The following is an 18756-nucleotide window of genomic DNA, read 5'->3' on the forward strand; positions in this document are numbered from 1 at the left end:
CTTAGCGAGGTGAAACGTAGTGCACCCTACGTGTGTGATCGTGAAGCCGTAGTCAAGTCTCCTGGTTCTATAGCAAACCTAGGCCCGGGGTTCGACGTACTCGCCGTGGCGTTGTCGGGTCTACACGACCTCGTTCACGTCAAGGCATCGCCGGGTAACGGTGTAGTGAGGGTTTACTCGGACATACCGGTGCTTGCCGGCAGTAGCAACAACGCCTACGCCGTTGCCGTGAAGTCCCTCGAGAAGTTCAAGTGGCTCAGTTCATGCGACATCGAGATCTACGTGAGGAAGGGCGTCCCCGTCTCAGTCGGCCTGGGGAGCTCCGGAGCCACGGCGGCCGGAGCCGCGTTCGCGTTGTCTCTCATCGCCGGCTCTGTAGACGAGGAGACGGTACTGGGGCTAGCTGGTGAAGGAGAGAGGTTTGTCTCGGGGGTCGCCCACTACGACAACGTGGCAGCTAGCCTGCTGGGGGGTGTCGTCATAGTCGACACGAAGTACAAGAAGGCATACAAAATCGAGGTTCCTAGAGAGATACGCGTAGGTGTGGTTATTCCGGAGAGGGGGGTGAGGACCGAGAGGAAGACCGCCTTCGCCAGGAGTGTCCTGCCTGGCAAAATCGACTTAGAGACACACGTACAGCAGTCCTCTAGCCTGGCTAAGCTGGTCTACGGTTTGATAAGGGGCGAACTAAGGCTGGTAGGCAAAGCTATATCAGAGGACGAGGTCTGCGAGCCGAGCCGGTCAAAGCTCATCCCCTTCTACAAAGAGATAAAAGAGGTAGCTCTCCGCGAGGGGGCGTACGGTTTCAACATCGCGGGGGCTGGGCCCTCTGTGTTCTACATACACGAAGACTTAGACGAGATTAATAGAATAGGCGGCGTTATCCTCGACTTTTTGAGCTCTAAAGGTGTAAAGGCCTCGTTCCTGGCCTCGAGCTTCTCTAACCGAGGCGTCGAGGTGGTGGCGATTGGCTGAGCTGAAGATCGTCGTTGTCGGGTTCGGCAACGTCGGCAGAGGCCTGGTAAAGACGCTGCTCTTCAAGAGTGATAGGTTGACCAGGTATGGCGTTAACATTAACGTCGTAGGAATAGTCGACTCGAAAGGTATGGTCTACAAACCCGAGGGTTTCAGACCCGTCGAACTGCTCAAGATACTGGAGACCCCAAGGTCTGGTCTTGGGAGCTTAGAGGCTGCCAAACGGTACGTCGACTTGAAGGAGCTCTACGAGAAGACCAAGCCAGACATACACGTCGAGCTTACACCAGCCAACTACGAGACCGGCGAGCCGGGGCTCAGCAACATAAGGTTCGCGCTCAACGAGGGGGCCCATGTTGCGACGGCTAACAAGTCCCCTCTCGTGTTCGACTTTAAAGGGCTAACAGAGCTGGCCAGGTCCCGTGGCCTCGTCCTGAAGTATACGGCTACCGTTATGGGTGCCTCCTCGTTCTTGTCTCTGCTCAAACACATGAAGCTACAGGACGTCTACAGCGTGAGGGGGATACTCAACACGACGAGTAACATCGTTTTGAGCTTAGCCCACGAGAAGTTGGTCGAGGTAGAGAGGGCAGTCGAGGAGGCGATCGTGCTAGGTATAGCCGAGAGAGACCCCTCTATCGACATAGACGGGTATGACGCCGCCGCTAAGCTGACGATAATCTCCAACGTCATCGGCAAGCCTGTGGACTTCAAAAGCATTGAGAAGGTCAGCCTGAGGGGGCTAAGCCTGAGAGAAGTCGTGATGGCGATAAAGGAGGGGAGAGCCTGGAAGCAGGTCAGCTCGATAGACTACAGGAGTCAGAAAGCCCGTGTCGCCCTAGAGAAAGTAGAGCCGGGCGACCTGTTGTACCATGTGAGGGGGGCTATGAACGGTGTTGTAATCGAGACTGACACGGGAAGCTACTTCTTCATGGGGAAGGGTGGGGGCGGCGTAGAGACAGCTCACACCGTGGCAAACGACGTCTTAGCCATCGCGTTGAGGGAGGTGTGAGGGGTGCGTACCCTCGTCGTAGTAAAAATCGGCGGGTCGAACCTGTCGAACATCGACAGCTACGTTAGAGCCGCCGGCTATGTTAGGCAGTTGTACGAGGCCGGGCTACTACCCATCGTCGTCGTGTCCGCGGCTAAGGGTGTCACAGACAAGCTTCTAGAGGCGTTACAAGGGGACAGAAACGCTTTCCACGAGGTAGTAGAGCTTTACTCCGAGCTAGCTCGCGGGATAGGTGGCGAGAAGCTCGAGCACGAGGTGAGAGGGCTGGCAGAGGTGCCTCTCAAAGCGATGAAGGCGGGTCTCGAGCGACCAGTACTCGGCGACATAGTTCTCTCCTACGGTGAGAAAGCCAGTAAGCTGGTCCTCTCAAGCGCGATTGAGACAGAGGTGGGCAGGGTGGTGAGGGTAGACGCGGAGGAGGTCATCAAGACCGACTCCAGACACGGGGACGCCTCGATCATCTACGAGAATACCGAGCCAAGGGTAGAGTGGCTCGTCAAAACGGCCTCCGAGAATAACGTGGTAATAGTCATCGAGGGCTTCATCGGGAGCGACGAGAAGGGCGTGACTACAACACTTGGCCGAGGCGGGTCGGACCTGACCGCTACTGCCATAGCCGCGCTAGGCGGTATAGGGGAGGTAAGACTAATAACGAACGTTAAAGGGGTGTACTCGGTCGACCCTGATTTAGGCGTTAAACCAAGGGTAGTGAAGTGCCTAAGCTACCGTGAAGCAGACGAAGCGGCTAGACATGGCGTCAAGAGGTTTAACGCGAAGACGTTCGAGCCCCTCCTCTTCTTCCCGGGGCCTGTTGTTAGAATAGGCGACTACGAGCACCTAGGCTCGTCAGTTATGAGGGAGCTGGGGGAGGGGGATAAAGGGCCTAAAATCGTACACGCGTCCCTCAGCCCCCACCCGCGGGTCGTGGTGATAGGTGAGGACGGGAGTAGGCTCAGGACTATTAGGAGGGTGGTGGAGGTCCTTGAAAGCGAAGACGTCGAAATCCGAGGACTCGAGGCTGGAGTAGGTAGACAATCTGTGGTCGTATATATGCCTAAAGATTATATCCCCAGAGCTGTTAGATTACTCCACAAGCACCTGATAGAGGAGGGGGAGCCGTGAAGAAGGCCGCGATTCTAGGAGCTACGGGGCTCGTCGGGCAGAGGTTCGCATCCTTACTGGCAGACCACCCGTGGTTCGAGATCACACTACTACAGTCCTCGGGTAAGAGCGCCGGCAATAGGTACGGCGAGAGCGTGAAGTGGGTCTTAGACTCACAACTCCCTGCTAAAGTGGCCGACCTACCGGTGGAGCCCTTAGACCCGGCTTCTATCGCCCGCGAAGGCGTCGACGTCGTTTTCTCAGCCCTCCCCGCCGAAGTTTCTGTTGACGTGGAGCTAGAGCTCGCCAGGAAGGGCCTGGTCGTGGTCTCGAACGCAAGCCCTATGAGGATGGAGCCGGACATACCCCTGCTGCTACCCGAAGTCAACGCCGACCACGTGGAGGTGTTAGAGCTACAGAGGAGGCGTAGAGGCTGGAGTGGCGGTATAGTAAAGGTGCCCAACTGTACTACGTCTATACTGACCCTCTCCCTCAAGCCCCTGCTAGACGAGTTCGGACTGAGGAGAGTCGTCACCTCCTCGATGCAGGCCATATCAGGAGCAGGCCTGACGGGCCTCCCGTCCATGCTGATAATGGACAACCTGATACCCTTCATCGAGGGCGAGGAAGAGAAAGTGGAAGAAGAGACGCTCAAGCTACTGGGTAGCGTCGGGAGCGAGGGAGTAACGCTCAACAACAGCTTCGCGGTGACCGCCAGCTGCCACAGGGTTATGGTGCTCGAAGGCCACACGATCGCCGTGTTCGCTGAGCTGGAGAAAAAGAGTGTAGCGGTGGAAGAGGTCATTAAAGCCATGGAGGAGTTCAAGGGGAACAAGATAAAGGGCCTAAACCTGCCATCTCAACCCGAGAAGCCGGTTGTAGTGAGAAGAGAGCCCGACAGACCGCAGCCACGTCTCGACAGGGAGGCCGGTAGAGGGATGAGCGTCGTGGTGGGGCGTGTCAGGCCGGACAAGGTCATGGGCGGTGTTAAGTACGTGGTGCTGGGCCACAACACGATTAGAGGGGCCGCCGGGAACGGTGTCTTGATCGCAGAGCTACTGGTTAAGAAGGGCCTCGTCTAAAAAGTTCCCTGTTTTCAGGCTAGAGCCTGGTCTATGTCCTCTATAAGGTCGTTCACATCTTCGAGACCCACCGACAACCTGACCAGGTCCTCGGTTATCTTGAGCCTCCTCCGGAGGTCTTCGGGCAGGTACATACTGCCCGCTTTGGCTGGTAGTACCGCGAGCGACTCGGTCCCCCCGAGACTTGGTGCCCTCTTTATCACCCTCAACTTCTTCATGAACCTCAGTGCCATCTCGTAGCCTCCTTTGACACTGAAACTCAAAACGCCCCCGTAGTTGCTTGTCGCGAAGAGCCTCCTGGCGATCGGGTGGTACTCGTCCTTGTCGAGCCCCGGGTAGTGGACTTCCTCTACTCTAGTGTGTTCCGCCAAGAACTCGGCTATTGCTTTAGCAGACTTAGAAACCCTCTCGAATCTAACCTCGAGAGTCTTCGCACCCCTGTAAACGAGGTACGCCTCTAGAGGTGCCATTATCGATCCTGTCATACGCCGCCAATCCCACAGCTCGGATATCTCTCTCCTAGCACCCAGCAGAGCGCCTCCAACCACGTCGTTGTGGCCCGCAATGTACTTGGTCAAGCTGTGTACGACGAACCTGGCCCCAAACTTGAAAGGCTTGACGTTGAGAGGAGTCGCGAACGTGTTGTCGACCACTAGAATAGAGCCTGTGTCCTTCAAGCCCTCTACCAGCTCTGCGAGGTCGACGACCTTCAACGTCGGGTTTGTGACGGTCTCCACGAACACGACCGCCGGCTCCCTGCCCAAGGACTCGAGTATTTCTCGCGCCGATGGAAATACGAGGTCGAGTTTGCCCCCCACTTTTTCAACCAGGTGACGGACCATGAGGTAGGTCGTACTGTAGACTTCCGCCGACATAACCACCCTGACACCCGGCTTCACGAGGTAGAGGAACAGCGTGGTCTCGGCAGCCATTCCGCTGTTAAACGCCAGGGCGTCCTCTGCTTCCTCGAGCGAGCTCAGGAGTCTCTCGAGGGCTCTGACCGTAGGGTTCTCCTCTCTACCGTACCTAACGTAAGTCCCCCGGTCCGTGTACTTCGCAAGGCCTTGCTCGTAGTCGACGTACTCGTACACAGCGCTCAAGTAGACCGGTGGTATGTGAGACCCGTACGGGTCGCTTAATCCCTCGATGTTAACAAGTCTGGTACCCGTCCTCACGCTCCCACCTAAGAGGGTTGATAAACTATCAACGGAAAAGCCTTGCCTTATAAGCCGTCTTCAGAACCTTACCTCGGGGTCTTTCAGCGCGTGTCCTGTAGCTATGAGCACGGTGGTCTCGTCCCGCCCTATCAGCCCCTGCTCGACCGCAACTCTATACCCTGCTAATGGTGCCGCCGAGGCGGGCTCTACGCCGATCCCCTCGTCTCTCGCGAGGGTCTTGAGCGCCTCCACAATCATGGCATCGCTCACCGATAACATGAAGCCCTTCGACTCTCTAACGGCAGTGAGGGCCTTCAGCCAGTTCACGGGTCTTCCGATCTTTATCGCTGTAGCCACCGTATACGGTCCCTCAACGGGTACCAGCTCGTCGGCTTTCGCGAGCCAGGTCTTGAAGACGGGTGACGCGCCCTCGGCCTGGACGCCTATCATCCTAGGTACCCTGTCAGTAACCCCAACCTCGCGGAGCTCCCTGAACCCCTTCCATATAGCGTATATGTTGCCTGCGTTGCCGACGGGCACGATCAAGTTGTCGGGCACGAACCCTAGCTGTTGGTATATCTCGAACGCTATGGTCTTCTGCCCCTCGAGCCTCCAGGGGTTTACGGAGTTTAGAGGGTATACATGTCCTGAAGCCTTGTCGACGTACCTCGCTACGACCTCTTCTAGAGCCTCGTCGAAGTTCCCGTCTACCTCGACTACCTTGGCGCCGTGTAGTAGGGCTTGGAAGAGCTTGCCTCTAGCCACCGAGCCCTTGGGTAGGTAGACCAGGCACTCGAGCCCAGCCCTTGCCGCGTACGCAGCTGCCGACGCCGATGTGTTACCGGTGCTGGCGACCACGACGCTCCTAGCACCTATGTACTTGGCGATAGTGACAGCGAGGGTCATACCTCTATCCTTGAAGCTGCCCGTGGGGTTAGCGCCTTCGAATTTCACGAACAGCCGCCTGTGGCTCTTCGAGGGTATGAGAGGAGTGTCGCCCTCGCCAAGCGATACAGGCTCAACGTCCCTCTTCACAGGCAACATCAGCTTGTACTTCCACACCCCCCTCGCACCTGATATCTCGAACCTCAGCCCCCTGACAACGACCTCGAGAGGGACACCGCACCTCGGGCACTTGAAGAGGAGGGGGTCGCCCTTGAAGACGGCCCCGCACCTAATGCATCTTAAGAAGACGTCTTCCCTGATCGGGTTTAACTCGTTTCCATACTTACACCCGCTCCAAGCATTGAAGCGCCTATAATGCGACGAGGATTTAACTGTTTCCTCTAGAGAGGTTTTTCAACACCACGTCTCCCACTTCGTTAGTGTGGTACTTCCCCCCTAGGTCAGGTGTGAACGCCTTCTGTTCCTGGATCGCTCTTCTGATAGCGCCTTCTAAAGCCTTGCTCCACTTCAGCAGGCTGCCGTCACCCCGCGACCACCCGAGGTACTTCAATAGAAGCCTTGTCGCCTCCAGCATACCGTAGGGGTTTGCGAGGTTCCTACCCGCTATGTCGAAGGCTACCCCGTGGACCGGCTCGAAAACGGCTGTCCTGGGCCCGATCTGAGCTGAGCCGCAGAGGCCTAAACCCCCGATAAGTGCGGCGGCTAGGTCGGACAAGATGTCGCCGTAGAGGTTCGGGGTGAGAATCACCCTGAACGAGGAGGGCTCCTTGACCAGCTTGTACGCAGACGTGTCTACGAGCACTTCCTCGGCCCTGACATCCGGGTACTCCTTCGCAACCTCGAAGAACACTTCGCGTAGTAGCCCGTCGGTGTACTTCAAGATGTTGGCCTTGTGTACCAGGGTCACTCTCTCGAGCCCCTCGCGCCTAGCGTACTCGAACGCGAACCGAGATACGCGCTCGGCCTCTTGTCTAGAGGTGAACCTGACAGAGACCGCTACACCCCCTACCTCGCCCTCAACGCCGACGTACAGGTCTTCGAGGTTTTCGCGGACGATCGTGAAGTCGAACTTCCCCAGAGACAGGCCCTCGTAGCTCTCGAAGGGCCTGACGTTGGCGTAGAGGTCTAGCTCTCTGCGTATCAGGTAGTTCAAGCTCCTAAAGTCGCGCCTGTCCCAAGGGGTGTAGAGCGGGCCTTTCAAAACAGCGTCCATCCCCCTGGCCACGTCGAAGAAGTCTCTCTGGTAGAGTTCACCGTGTCTATTCATGTAGGTATACCCTATACCCAGCTCCACGAACTCGAAGTCGCCGATGAAGGACAACACCCTTAACGCCTGCTCGACGACTTCGGGGCCTATACCGTCCCCTCTAACAACCCCTATCTTATAGACCACGGTAAGCCACCCCTCTTCTTTATGTACTCTACAATACCCCCCTCTGAAACAACCTCCAAGAACTCCGGGGGGTAAGGGGGCACCTTCTCCTCAACCCCCTTGGTAACGTCGCGTACAATCCCCCTCGCCAGGTCGACCTCGATCACGTCGCCCGACTCAGCCGTGTCCGGTACGACTTTCGCCTTGACAACCGGTAGACCGATGTTCACGCTGTTCCGGTAGAATATGAAGCCGAAGCTCTTCGCTACAACGGCACCTATGCCGACCATCTTGAGGAGCCTGGGTGCGTGCTCTCTACTAGAACCCTTACCAAAGTTCCGCCCAGCTACTATGATGTCCCCTTTACTGACCTTCTTGTAGAACTCGGGTATCACGTCCTCCAGCACGTGGGGTATCATCTTGGACATATCGTCTATGAACTCGAACTTGTACTTCCCCGATATTATGTGGTCTGTGGAGACGTCGTCTCCTAGCTTGATGGCTCTCCCTCTTATGATCACGTGAACACCCTCGGGTCGGTTATTCTCCCGGTCAGAGCGGAAGCCATGGCTGTGGCGGGTGAGGCTAGATAGACCTCGCTCTTCCTGTGCCCCATTCTACCAGGGAAGTTCCTGTTGGTAGTAGACACGGCTACCTCGCCCTCCGCTAGAAGCCCCATGTGGGCGCCTACGCAAGGACCGCATGTCGGGGGCGACAGTATACAGCCCGCCTTTAAGAGAACGTCTATGTAGCCTCTCTCAAGAGACTCCAACAAGACCCTCCTAGAGGCTGGTGCGACTATACACCTCACACCACTCTTAACCCTCCTCCCCCTGGCGATCCTCGCAGCTACCTCCATGTCCTGTAACCTGCCGTTCGTACACGAGCCTATGAACACCTGGTCGACCTCGACGCCCTCTACAGAGCTCACTGGGGCTACGTTGAACACGTCGGGTGGTCTCGCGACCATGGGCTCTACCTCGCCCAGTTGAACGCTGACCTCGTCCACGTAACCGCTACTCGTCGACAACCCAGTGGTCTGCTCGCGCAAGCCCTCGGGGGGTATCACTGAGGTCGCGGCCATCATCTCCGTGGACATGTTGGTCAGCGTCGCGAGGCCGTCTAGCCCGATCGCCCGCAGGTCGCCGGCGTACTCGATCACCCTCCCGTGAAACTTCTCCACGTCCTTCAACCCGAGTAGCCAAAGTGCTACGTCCTTACCCATCACCATGTGTTTGAGGGAGCCCCTCAGCACGACCTTGACGGTCTCGGGGACCGAGAGCCACGTGTACCCGTAGGATAGGGCTACCGCGACGTCTGTACTGCCGAGACCCAGGGCGAGGGCGCCTGTGACGCCCACCGTGGGCGTGTGGCTGTCTGCGCCTACCACTATGTCGCCTGGGCCGGCCAGGCCGTTCTCGATCACGAGCTGGTGGCTGATCCCTTCGCCGGCATCGAAGAGGCCTAGCATGAACCTCGATGCAAACTCCCTCATCCTCTTGTGAACAGCCGCAGCAGCCAGTGTCGGTGCCGGCGACGCGTGGTCTATAAAGAAGAAGGCCCTGTTACGCGCGTGCCTCTTCTCCAGCTTGAGCTCGTTGACTACAACTTCTATGACGAGAGGGGCAGTACCGTCGTGCGCGTAGACCAGGTCAACGGGTACAAAGACCATGTCTCCCGGAGAGACATCCTTGCCAAGCCTTTCCGACAAAATTCTCTCGATGAACGGCACCGAAATCACCGCTTTTTCCTCAGCTGGGGGTAGTACTTCGACGCGATCTCCAACATCTCCTCGTCTGTCAGCGGCTGCGTCCTACCAGTCTTCTCGAAGAGCTGGACTATCTCCTCGAAGATCTGTTGTATGGCCTGGCTGTCCTTCGAGATGGAGTCCTCGCCCAGCATCTGCTTCAACCAGAAAGCCACAGCAGCCCTGCCCGAGTGAGGGGTGATCTCGACGCCGACGGGGATGCCCAAGAGGTTGTAGGGGTCGAAGGGCAGGTAAACCTCGGGGTTCTTGAGCAAACCGTCAGCGTGGATTCCAGCTTTAGTCTTGAAGGCGTTCTTGCCGAGTATAGGGAGGTGATCTGGCACCCTGTACCCCATCTTCTCGAACAGCTCCCTGATCCTCCCCAGAGGCCTCAGGTTTATGTCCGACAACCCCTTTATGCCAGCGTAGTGGATCGCCATGACCTCCAGGGGGCAGTTGCCAGCCCTCTCCCCTATCCCCAAGAGTGTGACGTTGGAAGAGGCCGCGCCGTAAAACCAGGCTGCTAGGTGGTTTGCTACGACTAGCCCCAGGTCGTTGTGCCCGTGGAACTCGATGTCCTCCTCTCGCAGGTTCGTCTCCTCCCTGATGCGTGTGACGAGGGCTGGGATACCCCGTGGCGGCGGTACGAACTCGAAAGGCATCCCCACGCCCAGCGTGTCGGGTAGCTTGACTTTCAGCTTAACTCCGTACTTCTCGCTCAGGTTGATCAACTTCTGGAGGAAGGTTATGACCACGTTGTCCAGATCAGCCCTAGTCACGTCCTCTAGAGACGCCTTGACCGTGATACCCCTCTGGAAAGCCTCCTCTGCCACGCTAATGTACTTACCGATAACTACGTCTCTAGTAGAGTTAAACTTGTAGAGTATGTGGTAGTCCGATATCGACATCAAAACGACTGCCTCGTCTAGACCTGTCTCGGACACCAAGTTGAGGTCCTGGAGATTGGCCCTGATCCACGCCACGGGCTTGGGGTACTCGTAGCCCTTCTCCATTATAGCCTTTGCGAGAGCCCTGTCGCGCCCCGTGTAGAGGAAGACCTCTGTTGAGCGTATAGACCCCTTGCCCCCGATCTCGTGGAGTAGCTCGTAGATCTCCAGCCCTTCTTCCACAGTGAGGTACTTCCACCCCTGCTGTCCATCTCTAAGGGTCGTGTCGGTCAAGTAGATCTTGGAGAGGTCAGCCTTAGCCCAGTTAACGACTTTGATCTTGGGGGGCTCGCTAAACGGGAAAACGTCTCTAAACAGCCTGTCCATGGCTTATCGTGGTATACCTAGAGAACCAGCCCATATATAAACGTTAACTTTTGACATATAGAGAAAACAGCTAAAGCACTAACTTGTACGCTTCTGACCATGCTTACTCGTTTAAGTATAGACAGCCCTTGACCATGAGAAACCCGTCCCTCCCACCATAGTACCCCTTGAGTACGCGGGCGACCCGGTAACCCCTCTTTGTGTAAAGCCTTATTGCCCTCTCGTTATCTACGGCAACCTCTAGCACAAAGCACGCTGCTCCAAGCCCCCTCAACTTCTCCTCAAGTTTCTCGAGGAGGAGTGACCCGATCCCTTTCCCCTGCCAGCTAGGAGCCACGGCAATTGAGACCACGTGCCCGTAACTTCCCTCGACCACCCCAGCGGCGTACCCAATTACTCTCCCACCCACTTCGGCTACTATTACAACGCCGTTACTCATCGTGAACAGCTCCTCGAAGACCGACCTGTCGTAAGCCAGGTCTGGTGGGAAACACTCCCGTTCGATCTCCAGCAGTGCGGGGATGTCGTGCTCTTTGAACACCCTTATCTCGATCCCGGCCACCGCCATCAACACGACCAGGCATCACGTGATCTCTTTAACTCCTAATATTCTGACCGGCTCGAACGTCTATCTAGTTGTGCTGATTTTGGGTTTTTTGTAATAAAGCATATAAAAAAAGACTACGTTTATATATTCCGACTTAGGAAGTATATAACCATAGGCGAGTGGTATGAGTAAGAGCTTGTTGGTAGCAATTATAGTGATAATAGCTGTTGTTGCAGGCCTTGTAGGCTATTACGTCGCCAATGTCACGCGACCAAGTACAACAGTCACTACACCGATGCAGGTCGCGATAGCATTCGTCTTTCCTGGAAGCATAACAGATACGGCTTGGAACGAGGCCGGGTATCAGTCGATGTTATCGTTTGTCGGAGCTCACCCCGAAGTCAAGTACGCGTGGGTTCAAGGAGTGTACGACCCCACGCAGATCGTTAGCGTAGCGAAGTCGTACGCCCAGCAGGGATACAAACTAATCATAGGTGTCGGCTTCCAGTTCGGCCCGCCCTTCGCACAGATAGCCAGCCAGACTCCGGGCGTCTACTACCTCGCTATAGCTGGAGCTAAGGAGTACGTGGGCCCGCAGGTAAGCGGGGCCAACATTAGGACTGACCAGTCCTGCTTCGTCGAGGGGTATATAGCCATCCAGGTGTCTAAGACGAAGGAGATAGGCTACGTAGCCGGAATGAACGTGTCCGAGCTCGGTCTGTGCGAGATCGGCCTGAGGAACGGTATAAGGTACGCCGGCTACGACCCAGACAAGGTCTTACACGTGGTCTACACTGGTGATTTCCACGACGTGACAAAGGCTAAACTGGCCACCGAGAGCCTCATACAGCAGTACCACGTAGACGTCATAAAGTCCATGGGTGACGGAGTCCAGCTCGGCGCCATAAGCGCTGTGAAGGAGTTCCCCGGCGTCCTCATAATGCCGAGCTCGACGTATCACCCAGAGCTATACGCCGAGCAGTTGCTGGTAGGGGAGGTGTGGGACTGGAGTGCCGTGTACTCCCAGTTCTACAACGACTATCTGTCAGGGAAATTAGCTAGTGGGGGCCAGTACTACTGGGCTAGCCTAGCCAACGGCGGGATCAAGCTGGTACAGGGTAGTGCGTGTCCAAGCGATTCATGGCAAAAAGCACAGGATATAATCAAGGGGATCATAAACGGGACTATAAGCACTGGGTTCGCTCCATAGTTTTTTCTGCCCAATCACCTTAGCGGTGGCTCTCCATGAGTTCTCGCGGGTGCCAAGCTGTAGTTGAGATGCGAGGTATAGTCAAGAGGTTCCCGGGGGTCGTAGCCAACGACCACGTCGACCTCAAGATCTGTAGGGGCGAAGTTCTAGCCATACTCGGCGAGAACGGTGCCGGTAAGACCACCTTGATGAACGTTCTGTACGGTCTGTACCTCCCCGACGAGGGCGAGATATACGTTAAAGGGAGAAGAGTGTCGCACCGCTCGCCACGTGACGCGATAGAGAACGGTATAGGGATGGTTCACCAGCATTTCACGCTAGTGGACGACTTGACGGTAGCCGAGAACGTAGTTCTAGGGGCAGAGAAGTTTAGAGTTTTCTACGACCTGGAGAAGCTGGCTATGGAGATCGACGAGTTCATGAGAACCATCGGGCTCTACGTAGACCCCTTGAAGAAGGCACATGAGCTATCGGCAGGCGAAAAGCAGAAAGTCGAGATACTGAAGGCGCTCTACAGGAAAGTGGAGGTTCTAATACTAGACGAGCCGACATCGGTTTTATCGCCGATCGAGGTGAGAGAGCTGTTCAAGACCATGCGCAACCTGAAGAGTACGGGGATATCCGTTGTCTTCATAAGCCACAAATTAGACGAAGTTATGGAGATCGCGGACAGGATTGTGGTCATGCGTGGAGGCAAGGTGGTAGGTGAACTCGCCAGACATGAGGCAACCAAGCAACTGCTCGCAACGCTCATGATAGGTTCGAGAGCCGTTAACATCGAGGATAAGTTCGAAAAGCGTGTTAGACCGGCCGGCAAACTACTCGAGGTAGTCGACTTGTGGGTGAAGGGCGACAGGGGAGAGGACTCCCTGAAAGCTGTGAACCTGGTCGTCAGGAAGGGCGAGATCGTCGGTATCGCCGGAGTCGCTGGTAGTGGTCAGAGAGAGCTCGCTGAAGCGATATACGGCTTGAGACCCGCGTGGAGGGGTAGAATTCTGCTAGAGGGGAAGGACATCACTCGCGCTCATACAGTCGAGAGGATAAAGATGGGGGTATCCCTGATCCCCGAAGATAGGTTGAGGTACGGTGTTGCGGCTGAGCTACCGGTTTACGAGAACGTATACCTAGAGAAGGTGCATCTCGAGGGTAGGAAAAGCCTGCTCGACAGGGTCGGGTTAAGGGTTCTCGACAAGAGGGGGATGGTTGACTACGCTAAAAAAGTCGTGGAAAAGTTCGGTGTGAAGACCCCAAGCGTTTTCACCAACGCGGGGAAGCTGTCAGGGGGGAACATACAGAGGTTGATAGTGGGTAGAGAACTCGAAAGAAAGCCGCTCCTAGTGATAGCGGACGAGCCCACAGCAGGCTTAGATATCGCCGCCACCAACTTCGTTAGAAAGACGATCGTCGAGATGAGCGAGGCGGGCGCGGGTGTACTGCTGATCTCGAGCGATCTCCAGGAAGTACTCGAGTTGAGCGACAAAGTCGTCATACTATGTAACGGTGAGGTTATGGGCGTGTTCAGGCCCGGTGAGCTGAGTATGGAGGAGATCGGTCTGTTGATGTCCTGTGCGAAGCGAATGAGTAAGGAGGAGGTTGAGAGGGCTTGGGGTACGTGATCAGGATCAGGCCCAAGCCTGTTAAGCCTCTTGCTGTTGTACTCGCGCCGGTGGCCAGTTTCGCGCTAGCGTTCATTGTTGGAGGATTATTGATGGTATGGGCCGGCGTCGACCCTGTATCCGGGTACACAGCGTTTGTCCAGGGCTCGTTGACTACCTTCCCGGGGTTCATGCAGACGCTGGTTCAGGCCACGCTGTTCATGCTTATGGCGACTGGTATAGCCATATCGAATAGGGCTGGTGTCCTCAACGTGGGCGCCGAGGGGCAGTACATTGCGGGGGCGATCCTCGCCACGTACGTGGCAGTCGAACTACAACAGACCCTGCACCCAGCTCTCGTAGTCGTGTTAGCAATGCTACTAGCAGCTATAGGGGGAGCTCTCTGGGCCCTTATACCGGGTGTTCTCAGGGGTTACATGAACGTGAACGAGGTCGTGACAACCGTTATTCTAAACTGGCTGGCTTACAGGGTCCTCCAGTGGATAATAAGAGGCCCTCTCAGACTACCCGGCCCTCAGCTATACCCCATGTCGCCTCCAATAACGGCCACGCTACCCGTCCTAGAGCCGTCCTCGGGGCTGAACGCAGGTCTGATCGTAGCAGTTGCCTTGGCCGTCTTCTCCTATCTCATGTTGTTCAACACGGAGATCGGGTTCAAAATAAGGGTCACTGGGTCAAACCCCGATCTAGCCCGGTACGCAGGGTTCGGCGTGGAGAGGGTCGTCGTCCTGAGCATGGGCTATAGTGGTGCACTAGCCGGGGTAGCGGGAGGCGTAGAGGTGCTTGGTAACCTTCACTACCTGTTCGAGGGGATCTCTATCGGCCTAGGGTACACCTCGATCATAGTCTCACTGGTGGCCAGAGACCACCCACTTGGCGTGATCGCCGCGTCCGTAATGTTCGGGACGATTTACAGCGGTAGCTCGTTCCTCCAGACCGCGACCCACCTAACCTACACGTTCTCGAAGGCCCTGGAAGGCCTGATATACTTGTTCGTTCTAGTGACCACGCTCTTTACGTTCTACGAGATCAAGCTCGTGAAGGTGAGTTGACTTGGGCTTCGAGAGGGTCGTCTCATCGGTCCTATCGCTTGGCGTCACACTGAGTACGCCGCTCGCAATAGCCGGCATAGGCGAAGTTATCAGCGAAAGAGCCGGCGTCATAGACCTGGGCATCGACGGCATAATGCTCCTGGGGGCTTTCATAGGCTTCCACGTATCTCTCCAGACAGGCAACCCGTACCTAGGGTATCTGGCAGGCGTTGGAGTCGGGGTTTTAATGGGGTTAATCCTAGCAGTCTTGTCTGTCTACCTTAAACTCAACCAGGCTATCACGGGAATGGGCCTCTACTTCCTCGGCTTTGGGTTGTCGGACTTCTTCTACAGGACCATATACGGCGAGAAGGAGGTCTACCTCCCACCGCCGACGCCGCTAAGCTTACCCGTGCTCGCGAATATACCCGTGATCGGCCCCCCGCTCTTCCAACAGTTCGACATGGTGTACTTCATGTACGCCCTAGTCCCGCTGGCCTGGCTACTAATTAACAGGACAAAGCTCGGGCTCTGGATACGGAGCGTAGGCGAGAATCCCAAGGCCGCAGACGCTATGGGTGTTAACGTCTCAATGATCCAGACCGTCTCGGTGCTAGTTGGTGCAGGACTAGCGGGGTTGGCGGGTGCCTTCTTGAGCATCGGCATTACCCAGGTCTTCTACGAGAACTTGACTTACGGGATAGGCTTCATAGCTATAGGCTTGGTGTACTTCGGTAAGTGGAGCCCCGTTAGGACGTTCGCGGGAGCCCTCTTGTTCGGGCTATCGTGGTCGGTGGCCATATCGACTCAGAGCTACTTCAACGCGATAGGCCGCCCAGACCTTGTATACTTCCTCTTAGCCCTACCGTACCTGATCATAACACTAGCACTCGTAATAGTCTCTAGACAAGCGAGAGGTCCTAAGTGGCTGGGGAGACCCTACATCAGGGAGTGAACGCGCTCAACGCTTTTTGTCTACGCGTTGACATTTATAAGATTCCTCAATCTCTATTCTAAAGATAGAGCCGCCGTAGCTCAGCCCGGCTAGAGCGCCGGACTCATACGGGTGGTACGTCACCGAGGTTGGTGGCCCAGGGGAGATCCGGTTGTCCCGGGTTCAAATCCCGGCGGCGGCACTCGCTCCTATTTACAAGTCCCCGTCTTCTCCACGTGGACTACTCTGAGCCTCTTCGAGATCTCGCCTAAGACCTCGTTAAGCCTAATACAGGCGTCCTCAGCGCTATTACCGTAGGCAACGATCGTCACCTTCACCGGCCTCTCGGCATGGGTCTTGATGTAGACGTCGCTCAGCCTCCTCAGGTCTTTAATGTAACCGTCTACCTCGGCCTCCACCATGTGGCCTGTCACGATAGACGCTTTCACGGAGGCTCTCCCGGTCACCGTTTGAAGCAGCGGCTCAACGTGTCTCTCGAACATCTCCCTCATCTCGGCCGGGACTCCCGGCAATGAGATGACGAGTCTCCCCTGGAACTCCAGTAGGAACCCGGGCGAAACGCCTACTTCGTTTGGGAGGGGCCTCGCTTTTTCTGGCATGAACGCCGCCTTGACGTACTTGTACGCCTCGTCCCCATGCCTAGCCTTGATCATGTTGAAGGCCTCCTCGTTCTTATCGAGCTTCAAGCCCAACGAGCTGGCGATCGCCTCTGCTGTGATGTCGTCCTCGGTGAAGCCGAGCCCGCCGGTGGTCACTATAAGACTGGAAAGCCCTAGCAGTGCCCGTAGCCCCCACGAGATGTCCTCTATGGAGTCTGGGACTACCAGGATCCTGACTACCTCGAAGCCGAGGTTAGTGAGCTTCCTAGCCAGCCAGTTGGAGTTGGTGTCGAGAGTGACCCCCTTCAGTATCTCGCTCCCGATCACCATTATAGAAGCCCTAGCCTTCAAACCTCTCACCTCTCATGGAGACCCTCATCGCGTACAGGGACTTAACCCGTTCGACCCCGTCTAATTCGTCGATGAGGGACGCCACAGGAGGGGGTACGAGGCTCCTCCAGTCTCCCCCCTCGGCCATGCGCCTTCTCACAATACTGCCACTGACCCCCTCGACGAGGGGGGTCTCGTAAGTCCTGTACCCGTACTCCTGGAACAGCATCCTAACAAACCTGTTGTTGCTGAATACAGCCTCTGCTCTCGGGGTGTAGTTCAACACGTGCCTCGGCCACTCGTAGTTACTTGGGACGTTATCGACCGGGATAATGTAAGACCGCTCGTAGATGGGACCTAGCCCCCTCTTGACCATCTCGACCCTCTCCCCGGCAGTAAAGGGGTTCTCCATCGTGTAGCTGTACTGAGCGGCGGCCACGACTACCACGACCTCGTCGTAGGTTGACAGTATGTGTTTAACGCTCTCCAAGTGCCCTATGTGGAAAGGCTGGAACCTCCCTATGAATAGGGCTCTCTTCAAAATCTTTCGACCCTTCGCTCGTACTCTGGAGACCACTATAACCCTCGCAAAGGTATAACTCTTTCACCCGCCTTATAAGGGACTTATGCTAGAGTTGAGTACTGAAGAAGAGGTAGCCCATGTCTCTAGAAGGCGTAGCTGAGCTACCCCTACACGAGGGCTCGGTGCCTACATGGCTACTAAGGATTATGGAGAGGATGTCTCTCGCAATACTCAGGATCATGGTGGAGGAGTTCGGCCCAGACAAGGTCGTCGAGAGGTTTAGTAGCCCGCTGTGGTTCCAGGGGTTCAACAACGTCATAGGTATGGACTGGGACAGTAGCGGGTCTACAACAGTGCTAACTGGTGTTTTAAAGAGCGTCACCTGGAGGAGCCCTGACCTCGGCCTCTTGGTACTCGGCGGGAAGGGGGGCAACGCCAGGAGGGTCCCGCAGGAGGTCGCGACCGCTACTAGGCTCTTCGACCTAGGCGACGAGAAGGCCCGCGAACTCGAGAAGGCGTCGAGGCTGGTAGCTAAAGTGGACTCGGCCCTCTTCCAGGCAGGCTACACTCTCTACCACCACGCCCTCTTCCTGTCAGAGAACGGCCTCTGGAGCGTTGTCCAGCAAGGCATGAACCTAGAGAAGAAGACTGCGAGGAGGTACCATTGGAAGCATGGTACGAGTTTCTTCAGCGACCCCCACGAGGCAGTCTCCGGGATTCCGTCAGGCAAGGTGTTGAACATCGTCGACTCCAGAGCCGAGGGGCTGAGGCGTGTACTAGACGACCTAGTGAAAGAAGGGCTAGAGAGAGCCTCCAGTCTTTACAGCGAGGTCTACAACAGCCTGAAGGGTCAAGCGAGCTTGACCACCTACCTTGCAGAGACAGGCTCGGGCTCCATAACGCGGGTCGCGTACGGCGACAAGGGCCTGCTGGTCTACCAGCCTCTCCCGCACCCCTTCGAAGTCCACAGGCTGTTTAAGAGCATAGACGTTGTGGTTGACGGGTTCGAAGACCTCGTCTTAGCGAGAGGCGTGGGAGCTAAGACCATGAGGGCGCTCGCCCTGGTGAGCCACCTCGTCTACGACGAGCCACCCGGGTTCGACGACCGCGTAGACACCCCTCTAGACCCGTTCGTGTACTCGTACGCGATCGGTGGGAAGGACGGGGTACCCTATAGGGTCAGGAGACGTGAGGCAGAGGAAGTCGTGACCACACTCGAGGACATCGTCAACAGGGCCAAGCTAGGGGACAAGGACAAGCTCAGAACGTTCAAGAAACTGAGGGAGTTAAAGATAAGGGTTGTGGGAAAGTACATTTAG

18 protein-coding genes and 1 tRNA gene are annotated in these 18756 nt (G+C 56.3%); 10 read left to right on the top strand and 9 right to left on the bottom strand.

The window, feature by feature from the left end:
• Positions 1–30 precede the first annotated feature (30 nt).
• Genes WLZ34_RS00775 through asd form a run of 4 tightly spaced genes read left to right on the top strand, consistent with a single transcriptional unit; the run spans position 31 to position 4170 of the window.
• Positions 31–975 (top strand): homoserine kinase, encoded by a 945-nt coding sequence (locus tag WLZ34_RS00775; protein ID WP_434731485.1) that lies wholly within the window; start codon positions 31–33, stop codon positions 973–975.
• Complete coding sequence (locus tag WLZ34_RS00780; protein ID WP_428726714.1) at positions 968–1987, top strand: hypothetical protein; 1020 nt, start codon at positions 968–970, stop codon at positions 1985–1987. The genes WLZ34_RS00775 and WLZ34_RS00780 overlap by 8 nt, the downstream gene beginning before the upstream one ends.
• A 3-nt stretch (positions 1988–1990) precedes the next feature.
• Positions 1991–3109, top strand: a complete 1119-nt coding sequence (locus tag WLZ34_RS00785) for a hypothetical protein (RefSeq protein WP_434731486.1) — start codon at positions 1991–1993, stop codon at positions 3107–3109.
• Positions 3106–4170, top strand: coding sequence for an aspartate-semialdehyde dehydrogenase (asd, locus tag WLZ34_RS00790; protein WP_434731487.1), 1065 nt, complete (start codon positions 3106–3108; stop codon positions 4168–4170). Before WLZ34_RS00785 ends, asd begins: the two co-directional genes overlap by 4 nt.
• Positions 4171–4184: 14 nt before the next feature.
• On the opposite strand, the gene WLZ34_RS00795 is transcribed toward asd, so the two are convergent.
• The 7 genes from WLZ34_RS00795 to rimI all read right to left on the bottom strand — a co-directional run bounded on the left by WLZ34_RS00795 (position 4185) and on the right by rimI (position 11194).
• Positions 4185–5345, bottom strand: coding sequence for a cystathionine gamma-synthase family protein (locus tag WLZ34_RS00795; RefSeq protein WP_434731488.1), 1161 nt, complete (start codon positions 5343–5345; stop codon positions 4185–4187).
• A 60-nt stretch (positions 5346–5405) separates the two neighbouring features.
• Complete coding sequence (gene thrC, locus WLZ34_RS00800; RefSeq protein WP_434731489.1) at positions 5406–6389, bottom strand: threonine synthase; 984 nt, start codon at positions 6387–6389, stop codon at positions 5406–5408.
• Positions 6390–6600: 211 nt separating this feature from the next.
• Positions 6601–7626 carry an isocitrate/isopropylmalate dehydrogenase family protein gene (locus tag WLZ34_RS00805; protein WP_434731490.1) on the bottom strand — a complete coding sequence of 342 codons (1026 nt, stop codon included), beginning with the start codon at positions 7624–7626 and terminating at the stop codon, positions 6601–6603.
• On the bottom strand, positions 7611–8123 hold the full coding sequence (locus tag WLZ34_RS00810; RefSeq protein ID WP_434731983.1) for a 3-isopropylmalate dehydratase: 513 nt from the start codon (positions 8121–8123) through the stop codon (positions 7611–7613). Before WLZ34_RS00810 ends, WLZ34_RS00805 begins: the two co-directional genes overlap by 16 nt.
• Positions 8123–9337: a 3-isopropylmalate dehydratase/homoaconitate hydratase family large subunit gene (locus tag WLZ34_RS00815; protein WP_434731491.1), complete on the bottom strand. Its 1215-nt coding sequence runs from the start codon at positions 9335–9337 to the stop codon at positions 8123–8125. Before WLZ34_RS00815 ends, WLZ34_RS00810 begins: the two co-directional genes overlap by 1 nt.
• A 5-nt stretch (positions 9338–9342) precedes the next feature.
• Entirely contained in the window at positions 9343–10626 is a 1284-nt protein-coding gene (locus WLZ34_RS00820) for a homocitrate synthase/isopropylmalate synthase family protein (RefSeq protein WP_434731492.1), read from the bottom strand.
• A 103-nt stretch (positions 10627–10729) separates the two neighbouring features.
• The gene (gene rimI, locus WLZ34_RS00825; RefSeq protein ID WP_434731493.1) at positions 10730–11194 is read right to left on the bottom strand and encodes a ribosomal protein S18-alanine N-acetyltransferase; all 465 of its coding nucleotides are present in this window, start codon (positions 11192–11194) and stop codon (positions 10730–10732) included.
• A 163-nt stretch (positions 11195–11357) separates the two neighbouring features.
• Here rimI and WLZ34_RS00830 point away from each other — a divergent pair, with 163 nt between their 5' ends.
• The 5 genes from WLZ34_RS00830 to WLZ34_RS00850 all read left to right on the top strand — a co-directional run bounded on the left by WLZ34_RS00830 (position 11358) and on the right by WLZ34_RS00850 (position 16166).
• Positions 11358–12383, top strand: coding sequence for a BMP family lipoprotein (locus WLZ34_RS00830; RefSeq protein WP_434731494.1), 1026 nt, complete (start codon positions 11358–11360; stop codon positions 12381–12383).
• Positions 12384–12418: 35 nt separating this feature from the next.
• Positions 12419–13999, top strand: coding sequence for an ABC transporter ATP-binding protein (locus WLZ34_RS00835; protein ID WP_434731495.1), 1581 nt, complete (start codon positions 12419–12421; stop codon positions 13997–13999).
• The gene (locus tag WLZ34_RS00840) at positions 13996–15051 is read left to right on the top strand and encodes an ABC transporter permease (protein WP_434731984.1); all 1056 of its coding nucleotides are present in this window, start codon (positions 13996–13998) and stop codon (positions 15049–15051) included. Before WLZ34_RS00835 ends, WLZ34_RS00840 begins: the two co-directional genes overlap by 4 nt.
• 1 nt (position 15052) lies before the next feature.
• Complete coding sequence (locus tag WLZ34_RS00845) at positions 15053–15985, top strand: ABC transporter permease (protein ID WP_434731496.1); 933 nt, start codon at positions 15053–15055, stop codon at positions 15983–15985.
• Positions 15986–16054: 69 nt separating this feature from the next.
• Positions 16055–16166: transfer RNA gene (locus WLZ34_RS00850), tRNA-Met, on the top strand.
• Between the two features lie 7 nt (positions 16167–16173).
• Here WLZ34_RS00850 and WLZ34_RS00855 read toward each other — a convergent pair.
• Both WLZ34_RS00855 and WLZ34_RS00860 read right to left on the bottom strand, forming a co-directional pair.
• Complete coding sequence (locus WLZ34_RS00855; RefSeq protein ID WP_434731497.1) at positions 16174–16935, bottom strand: competence/damage-inducible protein A; 762 nt, start codon at positions 16933–16935, stop codon at positions 16174–16176.
• Entirely contained in the window at positions 16925–17455 is a 531-nt protein-coding gene (locus WLZ34_RS00860; protein ID WP_434731498.1) for a nicotinamide-nucleotide adenylyltransferase, read from the bottom strand. The genes WLZ34_RS00855 and WLZ34_RS00860 overlap by 11 nt, the downstream gene beginning before the upstream one ends.
• A 119-nt stretch (positions 17456–17574) precedes the next feature.
• Here WLZ34_RS00860 and WLZ34_RS00865 point away from each other — a divergent pair, with 119 nt between their 5' ends.
• Complete coding sequence (locus WLZ34_RS00865; RefSeq protein ID WP_434731499.1) at positions 17575–18756, top strand: DUF763 domain-containing protein; 1182 nt, start codon at positions 17575–17577, stop codon at positions 18754–18756.

This window comes from Thermogladius sp. KZ2Tp1 (assembly GCF_051131135.1).
Taxonomy (GTDB): Archaea; Thermoproteota; Thermoprotei_A; order Sulfolobales; family Desulfurococcaceae; genus Thermogladius.

Bases quoted from the DNA above. Each gene is read 5' to 3' on its own strand.
- WLZ34_RS00865 (WP_434731499.1), top strand. From the start codon at position 17,575: ATGTCTCTAGAAGGCGTAGCTGAGCTACCCCTACACGAGGGCTCGGTG.
- WLZ34_RS00830 (WP_434731494.1), top strand. From the start codon at position 11,358: ATGAGTAAGAGCTTGTTGGTAGCAATTATAGTGATAATAGCTGTTGTT.
- WLZ34_RS00820 (WP_434731492.1), bottom strand. From the start codon at position 10,626: ATGGACAGGCTGTTTAGAGACGTTTTCCCGTTTAGCGAGCCCCCCAAG.
- WLZ34_RS00835 (WP_434731495.1), top strand. From the start codon at position 12,419: ATGAGTTCTCGCGGGTGCCAAGCTGTAGTTGAGATGCGAGGTATAGTC.
- rimI (WP_434731493.1), bottom strand. From the start codon at position 11,194: ATGGCGGTGGCCGGGATCGAGATAAGGGTGTTCAAAGAGCACGACATC.